Source organism: Microcoleus sp. D3_18_C4 (genome assembly GCF_036702355.1).
Classification (GTDB): Bacteria; Cyanobacteriota; Cyanobacteriia; order Cyanobacteriales; family Microcoleaceae; genus Microcoleus.
Window position 1 is genome coordinate 1 of the sequence record NZ_JAUBTF010000054.1, and the last position, 9,653, is coordinate 9,653.

The 9,653-nt window shown below is 45.0% G+C and carries 9 protein-coding genes and 1 pseudogene; 4 read left to right on the forward strand and 6 right to left on the reverse strand.

Annotated features, from left to right (window positions below; all coding sequences use genetic code 11):
• Positions 1–404, forward strand: a 404-nt coding sequence (locus tag QUA90_RS23025) for a hypothetical protein (RefSeq protein ID WP_333447931.1), incomplete at its 5' end; no start/stop codon positions are given.
• 132 nt (positions 405–536) lie between these two features.
• On the opposite strand, the gene QUA90_RS23030 is transcribed toward QUA90_RS23025, so the two are convergent.
• The 5 genes from QUA90_RS23030 to QUA90_RS23050 all read right to left on the reverse strand — a co-directional run bounded on the left by QUA90_RS23030 (position 537) and on the right by QUA90_RS23050 (position 5,082).
• On the reverse strand, positions 537–824 hold the full coding sequence (locus tag QUA90_RS23030; RefSeq protein WP_333054956.1) for a hypothetical protein: 288 nt from the start codon (positions 822–824) through the stop codon (positions 537–539).
• A gap of 216 nt (positions 825–1,040) precedes the next feature.
• Positions 1,041–2,099 carry a DUF6753 family protein gene (locus tag QUA90_RS23035; protein WP_333314093.1) on the reverse strand — a complete coding sequence of 353 codons (1,059 nt, stop codon included), beginning with the start codon at positions 2,097–2,099 and terminating at the stop codon, positions 1,041–1,043.
• A 106-nt stretch (positions 2,100–2,205) separates the two neighbouring features.
• On the reverse strand, positions 2,206–3,051 hold the full coding sequence (locus QUA90_RS23040; RefSeq protein WP_333257340.1) for a mobilization protein MobD-like protein: 846 nt from the start codon (positions 3,049–3,051) through the stop codon (positions 2,206–2,208).
• Between the two features lie 68 nt (positions 3,052–3,119).
• Positions 3,120–3,650, reverse strand: a complete 531-nt coding sequence (locus tag QUA90_RS23045) for a hypothetical protein (protein WP_333314095.1) — start codon at positions 3,648–3,650, stop codon at positions 3,120–3,122.
• Entirely contained in the window at positions 3,643–5,082 is a 1,440-nt protein-coding gene (locus QUA90_RS23050) for a ParM/StbA family protein (protein ID WP_333314097.1), read from the reverse strand. Before QUA90_RS23050 ends, QUA90_RS23045 begins: the two co-directional genes overlap by 8 nt.
• A gap of 627 nt (positions 5,083–5,709) precedes the next feature.
• On the opposite strand from QUA90_RS23050, the pseudogene QUA90_RS23055 reads away from it, so the two are divergent.
• Positions 5,710–6,624: pseudogene (locus QUA90_RS23055) on the forward strand (two-partner secretion domain-containing protein); the annotation flags it as partial.
• Here QUA90_RS23055 and QUA90_RS23060 read toward each other — a convergent pair.
• Entirely contained in the window at positions 6,588–6,914 is a 327-nt protein-coding gene (locus tag QUA90_RS23060) for a ParA family protein (RefSeq protein ID WP_333314099.1), read from the reverse strand. The pseudogene QUA90_RS23055 and the gene QUA90_RS23060 overlap by 37 nt on opposite strands.
• Positions 6,915–7,760: 846 nt before the next feature.
• Here QUA90_RS23060 and QUA90_RS23065 point away from each other — a divergent pair.
• A complete protein-coding gene (locus QUA90_RS23065) occupies positions 7,761–8,459 on the forward strand; it encodes a leucine-rich repeat domain-containing protein (RefSeq protein ID WP_333314102.1) in 699 nt (232 codons plus the stop codon).
• Positions 8,460–9,142: 683 nt separating this feature from the next.
• Positions 9,143–9,653 (forward strand): tetratricopeptide repeat protein (locus tag QUA90_RS23070; RefSeq protein ID WP_333447933.1); only part of this gene is annotated, 511 nt, incomplete at its 3' end.

Sequence of the window (9,653 nt, forward strand, 5' to 3'; positions counted from 1 at the left end):
ATTCTGAAAAACTCTCAGCAGAACTTGCCCCAGATTTTGTGCCTCTTCTCAATGAAATTGCTTCCTTTCCTGCTGTTGCCGAATGTGCAGCAACTCCAGAACCCACAGAAGAACAGCGCCTCACCTCTTCGCTACAAGTTCAAGCCGAATTTGCTTCTAATATTCAACTCGATGCTGACCCATTAAATCAACCCTTCATTCAAGTCGATAGCCTCACTCTTCGACAATGCCGCACCGTTATTCGAGCACTCAATTCAACTTTGTCTAAAAGCGATCCCATTCGTCTTAAACTCAACAAAAAAGACGCACCCACAGATTGGTTGAAAACACAAATTAAAAAGCAGCTTGAGAATCAACCACAGCAGGTTTCGCTAATCATTGAGGATGTTTTGAAAGTCGGCTAATTCAACGGGACTTTGACAATATGAAAGGGAAGGGGAAGGGGAAGGGAAGGAAAAACGCAGGCTATTGTTAGCTTTTATTAAAGAAAGAAAAGCAAAAATCTATCTTCCCTTCCCCTTCCCCTTCCCCTGCTTTTAATCCTGCTTAACCCCAAATATTGACTCGATTAATTGCTGTTGAGATGATAATTGCCTCAACGAATAAAGAGCAATTGCCTTGACTCGTTCGGGGGATTTGCCTGCTGCCTTTGCTGCAAAAGGAGCCCAGAAAGAACTGAGAACGATTTTTATGTGTTCGGGAATTGGAAAATTTCGGCTGGCACAGTATTTCCACACCATTGCATCAAGTGAATTATCAATCGGAATAGAGACTTCGGGTAAATTTTTATTAGCATCCTGCTGAATATACTTTGGGTTTTTCATAAATTCTCCTTACGTGACAAATACGTTCAAATCTGCTTATTGACTCACAAATTGACCTGCTTCAATTGTTACAGAACGAAGGGGAAGGAAGAGGGGAAGGGAGAGTGGGGGAGGGGGAGAAGGGGAGAATTTGACGCTTACTTCCTTCCTACTTGTTTGTTGCCTCTTTGTACTTTTTCCCTACTCCCTTCCCCTTCCCCTTCCTCTTCCCCTTCATTAGGGAACAAAAACTCGCTCTTTAGGATTTCTCGTCCACAAAGTACAGAAGCCATCTGTCGCCGCTTTACCTTCTACAGTTAGCGTCACTCCCAATCGATTCACCTCACTTTCACACAACATTTTTCCATTTTTTTCACTCAACAAAGCTTGATTCCAACTCATAAATTGTTGAGCATATTTTCCATCACTACTCATAGCCCACTTTATAGCTTCTGCATTTTTCATTGCAAATTGTCCTTCAGCACTCAACCCCCAATTCATTGCCACAGCTTCTTTGAGAGTTAACTGGCGAGGCCCTTTTGGATCGAGGGGTGTTGCTGGAGTAAACTTGGGAATTGCCAACCCGATAAACACGCCGATGGCTATTGCCCCTAATACGGCTGTACTTCCAAAAATTACTGACCAAATATCGTGAGCAACTTTCTCTAAAGCAGCTTGCTGAACTAACGTTTTAACTGAACTAGCAATCTTTCGGTGCTGTACGTTGACTGCTGCTTTACCCTGTCGTTCTAAAAACTCCCGGCTATCCTGTTCCCAGTTATCAATTAGCTGCCGTACTTGTTCTAGTTCTTGAGAGATAACAGCTTCAGAGTCTTTTAATTCCGCTTGCCATTTTGACTCCCAACTCTTGAAAAACCTATCGATTTCTTGAGGCTTTTTTTCGAGGAGCAATTCAAGCTGACCCGTTGCTAGAAGCACAATAAACAAAGGGTCATTTTTATCCAAACCGTAGCGGTAAGCATTGTTAATAACTTCGGAACGAAATTCAGCACTTTTGCCCTTGAGTGCCTGACTGATAAGAGACTCACGCTCATGCTCAAAAGCCGGCGGTGCAGCTAATTTGAACAAGTTATCTCCCGCAGAAGTTTTAGCAGTAGTTAACTCCTGGTCTATTTGCTGCCACAAATATGAGTCACTATTTTCATCTTCCTCACCCTCCAAATTCTCATCATTTACTAAATGCTCTACAGTCTCCTCAGAAAAATCATGATTAAGCTCAACTTCTGACAAATTTTCAATCTTTCTATCGCTAACTCCGGTTGCATCATCTGACATAAGTTCCTCTCATAATCCCTGAAATTACAGTGACACTCCCACCCCTCTCGACTCCTGAAGGGGCGATGCTTACGGCGCGGTCAAACTCTGTCAATAGTTTCTCAGTTCAAGTGGTAGAATCTGGTACGGCTCCTGCCGACTGATGTTCCTCGGTATCTAACACAGCTTCATCTGATGGCTGTTTCTTAATATCTTGTACCACTACTGACCGTGAACGATTCTCGCTTTTTAGATTAGGTCGATAGGGAGCTTGATTGAAAATTCTTGTTGCCTCAATTGCATCACAAGTATTTTCTAGAAAAGTGTACATTCGCTGTTGGTTGAGTAAATGAAAGCTGGGATGTGATAGCGCACCTGTTAGAGACAGGCTTTTATTAGTGTCGAGCAACCTTCGTTCTAAAGCACTGAGTTTAGGCAAGTCAACAACTAAAATGCTGTGTTCTTCAAGCAGCTTATTTAGGTTTTTATGGCTGCTGAGGTGAGACCAATCTTTGCACACCCCAAAATTGCGGACTAAAATGTGTTTCAGTCGGCCTTGAAAGCGGTTAACTGATTCCAAAAACATCTCGATACTATCAGCACGCCCACTGCACAAAAACCATTTGCAAACATCTATGCCTGACTTTTCTTTAAAAGAAGCAGTTAACAAACCCGCCGTCTCAATCCAGCCATCTATGATAGAAGAAACACGAGCCGGTAAATTGACAATGACAGGAGCCTGCAAAGCTGTCTCGAAAATGATGTCTGCCTCAAAGTTTTCTTCATCTTCCGCCAAAGTAATAATCTTCGCGGACTCTGGATAACGCTGCTGGACGTTGGGATTGCCAGCATCGCCATCAATTAGGGTATAAAGAAAGTCGTACTTGTTGTTGTACTCTACGAGAAGGCAACTCCACATAGACTTACCAACACCACCAATTTCTCCATCAACTAAATGAATCATATTAGTCATAAAAAATCTCCACAATGTTGCTCGTAAATAAAAACCTTGGACAAGGTAAAAATCATCTCAATAGATTCCTAGCTAAAGGTGGGTCCTAGCATCGCCGGATCGAATCCTGCTAGATTAACTGTGTCACCCTCGCTGGGGTCGGCTTCTGAGTCTGTCACCTCTTCTAGTTCTAAAACCGAACTGGTAGCTTGTGGCGCAGGAGAAAATTGACGAGATGGCTTAAAAGGAACTGACTCGCTTGCTGTGGTTAAACCTGCACTTGGTACAAAACTGGGAAGGTAGCCGGGGAGGTGAGCGCACCCGCGAGAAACCAGCAAGGCTCCAAGTTGCGAACCGTCGAGTTCGAGGCGAGTGCGAATGTAATCAACTTGATTGAGCAAAGAATTGATGCAATCCCAGCCTAGTATCCGCACTTCTTCTTCTGAACCTGCACTTTGCGCCTGATACGCCAAAGCTTTCCAAAATGCCTCAAATGCCTCAAATGCTGCTCGCTTTGAGTCGTAAACGGGATGGTGCAGGAGATAATTGAGTAAAATGCCGTCGGGGGAGTCAGCGTAGGGTTGACACCGCAGGTAATAGTTCGTTCGCTCTTTAGCCATGTCTCTCCTCCTCTAATGCTGTGCTAGACTGTCCCACGATAGGCGATCGCACTCCTGCTATTTCTCCCCAATTACGCTCCTTGAACTTTGGCGATCGATAGGGGCCTGCTACTGCCGAGACTTCGCCCTCTCTTACGCTTTCCGCACTTAAAAGGGATGAACTAGAGCGGTCATATTCGGTTACAGGAGTAGGTAAGGTTTGTCCGAATGCGCGATCGCTAGAACAGTCGGTATCAGCAACCTCTAAGTAGTCATTGTCTTGCTTGTTTTCAGATTGAACGCTGTTAGTGGCATCCAATGCTAAATTCATTTTCTGGTTCCCAGAGTCCGAAGTTGCAGCGAATTGAGAACTGAAATAGCTCCATAGCCCCCATAAGTCTGCTAACCGATATCCCAAGCCTTGAGGGTCTAGGTTGGGTGGTACTGTAATCCCAGCGTGCCAAGAGTAGGCAACGCGGGCATATGCTCTCAATTCCGGCTCCAGATAACCGCAAGTACCGCCACAGAACACTATTTCATCTAGATCCGGTGGTAGCACTTCATCTAGCCAACTGGTCAGGATTCGAGCGTAGTCTCTCCTTGCCAGTTTCACCGCTTCAATCAAACGGTCAACTTCAGTGTCCCGCGCTCCTGCGTCATGGTTACGAGCAATGCGGTAGAAGGGAGGGCGGTTAAAGCGATCGCCTGATGTAGCTATGGCTGTTGCTAAACGAGATAAATCGTAGCCAGAGGTACGCTCTTGCACTAACTCGCAGCACCTCACCATGCCTAAATCGGAGGTTTTGCCTTTGCCTACGGCTCCCCGTGCTGAAACAATGACGGAGGCATTGCGGAAACCTACCATGACGAAAGCTGTTACTTGGTGCTTGAAAGCGGCCCCCAGTTTGCTGTTGTAAGCAATACAAATACCGCCTCCTTCTTGAAGCGCCTGGGTTTTGTCTAGCGTTACCTGCATCATCCCGGAAGGCGTTTCAAAGGCGTTAGCTGCTTGCCTGAGCAGTGTAAAAAACTGCTGGGAGTCGTTGAACTCGCCTGGAGGTAAGAAGACGGAGAGCGCAGCGCTGAATTGATTGCCCAAATCTAGTTTGCAAGAGGCTACCCACAAAGCTGCTAGTGCTTTGTACAAGGCTGTACTGTATTTGAGTCCGGCTAAACCGATGTGAGCGTTGAATTGGGAAGCCGCTAGGTAACCTACAGCGCGGCATTCATCACCGATGGCAACCCAGGCAATATTTTCGGGGGCTGCCGATGTTAAATTAGGTTTCGTGAAGGCATTGGCTGTGTCTTGGCTGATAGTGCCAACTTGGGATTCCATTACTAATGAATGAGCCAGCATCTCTGAACCCTTACGGTAAAAGGCGCGAGTTGATAAACCGCCAAAATCTATGCTCAGGATGACATTCGGATTGGATATTTTCTTGACTCTTGGCATTATATTCGGTGCCTATCGTGTGCTTTACACGCCATCTTAGGGACTATGCTTTTTATTTGACATCACCACAATCAGTGGTTTTTATTAGCCCGTTTGGAGCGATCCTTTGGGATGGTTAGCCAATTTTTGATTTGAGATTGAGCAGCACAAAAGTTGAGGTAGAGCAACTCAACCATTCTTAGCCTGCTTTTTGACAATTTTTTCAACTTTCAGCCTTGTCTAATTAAGGAAGGTATTTATTACGTTCAAATAAATTTAATTCAATCCTTAAATAAATCTGAAGTGTACCGAATTAGAAAAGAAAGCAAAACTTAACAATTCTTAACTTTAAAGTATGAGTTTTTGTGAGTTATTTTGCTATTGGTACTTATAGCTGTGAGCTTGCTTGCTATTTCTTGCACACAGTGTTAAGCAACCTAGAGTATTGTTGATACTGTTTTTGTGCATAAAACCTCACATTTACATGAAAAATAAAGGTACAATCTCACATTTACGGAAAAATAGAGCTACTTAAAAAAAGTAGGAAAGGGCAGTAGCAATAGCAATGTTCAGAGATATATTTATACTGGGATAGAAAATTAATAGCCTAATTTCTGAAGTGGATGGTGCGATCGCACTGCTAACCTATTTCTCCTCAACCCGAACGGCATTATTTTTGGCCCCAACGCCAGCTTAAATATTGGTGGCTCCTTTTTGGCGAGTACAGTGAGTGCTGTCAAGTTGGCAGATGGGAAAGAATTTAGCGCGATCGCTCCTAATCCTCCCTCCTCTTTACTCAGAGTAAACGTACCCATTGGCTTGCAATATGGTTCAAATCCCGGCAGCATCGTCAATCAATCTAGGGCGATCGATAGCAAAGGTCAAATTTTCGGACTCCAAGTGCTAAGGGGACAAACCATAGCCATTGTAGGCGGTGAAATTCAGCTACAGAGGGGTCAAATAACTGCCCCCCAAGGACGCATAGAATTTGGCAGTATTGCCAATAATAATTTAGTCAGCTTACAGCCAATAGAAACAGGTTTTGCTTTAGGATATAGGGGTGGGCAAAATTTTCAAAATATCCAATTTTCCCAACAAGCTGCTATCCCTACCACAACTTTAAGGTACTGCCAACCGACCCACATAAATATGAATCGAGATGCGCTGGTAGTAGGGATTAACCAGTATCCTTTCCTGAAAGATACTTCAAGCAGTAAGGCAAAACATCTGAAGACTCCTGCTAACGATGCCGAAGCGATCGCGCAACGCTTAGAAGAGTATGGCGGGTTTCGAGTGCGACGGCTGCCGGAAACGATTCAAGACGGGCAGCGTCGGGTTGCTGGTGCAACAGGAGCATTAGTACAGGCAGATGCTTTAGAGGATGCCATTATTCAGTTGTTTAATCCAGTAGGAGAGCGCATCCCCCAGACGGCTCTACTGTATTTTATCGGTCATGGGTTGCGAAAAAATCGGGGTGGAGTTACTGAAGGTTTTTTGGCGACCAGCGATACAGATCCCAGGAAGAATCAGTGGGGAGTTTCTCTGCGATGGTTGCGGGAATTGTTGCAAAAGAGTCCAGTACAGCAGCAAATTGTGTGGCTGGACTGTTGCTGCCGCTCGTCAACCACTTCAAAGGGCAACTGTCCTCGCTTCGCCCATCCCGTCGCGCTGCGGTTGGGGTCGCCGTCAATTAGAATTGCATCGCCCTTAGCTGCCAGGTAAGCTGCCAGGTGGACGGCCGTCGTAGTTTTTCCCACGCCTCCCTTAAAGGATGCCACTGTGTATATTGCAATGAGGCTCACCTCCCTCGAAATTCTATTTTCTAGCAGATTACCATAATTCTGAAAATCCACTAATTCGCTTATCCGTTAATTCAAATAACCAGTTATGCGGATTTTCGGATATCCGATTATTCAAGATTAAATAATTTCAATAGTCGCGATCGCTGATTTCCACAAGGAATAAGTTACCTAACAAAATAGGTAACTCAAAGCAAGTGCGCCGCGTTTTTGCTTCATAGGCTCTGCTAGTGGCGATCGCCTGGGTGAAATAGCAGCAAGGCGACAATATAGGGGTAAAACCGAGATACCTGCATTCAGAGGACGTGATATTAAGAAACGTAACAAATAAGTCCCTACGTAGCTTTCGAGGAAGCTTGAAAGCACAAAAGCATCCTAAATTAGCTGATTATACAACCCAGTTTGAGGAGGCAAAGTATTAGTTATACTCTGCCTTCGTACAAACCCAAACAGCGGGAATCTTTAATTGAGTCTTCGTGTCCTTTAGGATTGGGCATAACAGTTGAATCCCTTGTGTCAGGCGTTTCATTTTGTCTATCAGTAACGCCAAGTAGTGTCAAGCGCGTGACACACTGACTTTGATGTCCTCAGCCGGACGGGCAGGCGGCTATTTTTCCGATGGCCGATTTTTTAATTGTGACTATGAAAAAGACAATGGCGGCCAGTCGTAAAAATCTCGCTAGAGGTTTAGACCGGGAAGGGTAATTCCCCACTCACTCCAAAACCTTGTTCTAGGCGGGGATAACATTATTTCCCCGCCTAGAGCGTATAACCCTTGCTGCTACATCAGGAGACTCAAATTTCCCCGCCTAGGACGTGGAAGTGCTACTACTAGGCGGGGAAAACAGTAAGTTAAATTTATTGCCACAATAAATTAAATACTATGGAGAGAGAAAGGATATGACACTAGATGAAATAGTGGCGCGAATTGATGAAGCAGCCGAGAAAGAATTGACTGAACTGGATTTGTCGAGACTTTGGTTGGAGGAATTGCCACCAGAGATTGGCAAGTGTACGCATTTGACAGACCTCAAACTCAGCGGAAATCAGATTACGTGCATCCCAGAGTCGATCGGCCAATTGTCCAATCTAAGAGTGCTTTACCTTACAGGCAATAAAATTACCGAGATCCCAGAAGCGCTTGAGCAATTGTCCAATCTGGAAGTGCTTTACCTTCTGGACAACGATATTACCGACATCCCTGAGTGGCTCGGACAATTGTCTAATCTGAGAATACTTGACCTCAGTAACAATATGGAAATGACCGACATCCCAGAGTCGCTCGGACAATTGTCAAACCTGACAACCCTGGACATTCGGAACAATGAAATTACCAACATTCCAGAGTCACTCGGACAATTGTCAAACCTGACAACCCTGGACCTCAGTGACAATGAAATTACCGACATCCCAAAGTCGTTCGGGCAACTGTCTAATCTAACGCTGCTTCAGCTCAGTTACAACAACATTACCGAAATTCCAGAAGCGCTCGGACAACTATCCAATTTGAAAGAGCTTTGGGTCAAGGGAAATTACATTACCGAAATCCCAGAAGCCCTAAGACAACTGCCACAGCTAAAAATATATAGGGCTCGGTGAATAAAAGCAGAAGGCAGGCTAGATAAGGGTTTTAATCTTTTGTGGAGCGAGAAAGTGCAAGGTGTAGCATAAGCGAGGTTCAAAACCCTTGCACTTTCGTGGGAAGTTGCTGGGTAAATTTGAAAAATAAGCGACGGATCTACTATTTTTCAAGCTGTGTGGCGCGAGGCTATTCGCTCTCCAGACTTTTTCAGCAAGCCCTATATAAAGGCTAAGAGAGGCGTACCAGTTTAGAGTCATAGATTTGGGAAAGGGTATTTCCTCATCTATGACTCTAAACAAGTGCTGTTAGGTCAGGTTAGGTACATATCTTGACCCAGGGCTTAAAACTAGCTACAGCTTCATCAGAATTAACAGCTTTCCCGCCTATCCTCACTAGACCTCTTGCGAAAATAGCTGGCACGGGCTCTCCGGCCCGTCCCACAAAAATCTTTTTTCTTGTGGGATGGGCTTCTAGCCCCTTCCAAAATTTGATTAAAACGACTTTTGCAAGAGGTCTATTATCTGAAATCCTTGCAGGCAAAGAGTTTGACAAAAAGAAATGATTATGTTTATCATAGTAGAAAATAAAGCTACAAACCCCATCCCAGTAAGAATTTTAAACAGTGCTTTTGATTTTTGTTTTCGGACAGTGACAAAAGAGGGTTAAAGACCCCCAAAGCGAGGGAAGGACTCTGAGAGATATGGGAAATGCTTACGATAACCTCGGCGACTACGCCAAAGCCATCGACTTCGCTCAGCAGTGTTTGGTGATCGCGCGAGAAATTATTAAAGACCGCCAAATCGAGGGGGAAGCTTTGGGAGCTCTGGGAAATGCTTACCGTAACCTCGGCGACTACGCCAAAGCCATGGACTACCAACAGCAGTCATTGGCGATCGCCCGAGAAATTGAAGACCGCCAAAGCGAAGGAATAGCTCTGGGAGCTCTGGGAAATGCTTACTTTTCCCTCGGCGACTACGCCAAAGCCATGGACTACCAAAAGCAGTGGTTGGCGATCGCCCGAGAAATTAAAGACCGCCAAACCGAGGGGAAAGCTCTGGGAAATCTGGGAAGTGCTTACACTTCCCTCGGAGACTACGCCAAAGCCATCGACTACCAACAGCAGTCATTGGCGATCGCCCGAGAAATTAAAGACCGCCAAACCGAGGGGAAAGCTCTGGGAAATCTGGGAACTGCTTACACTTCCCTCGGCG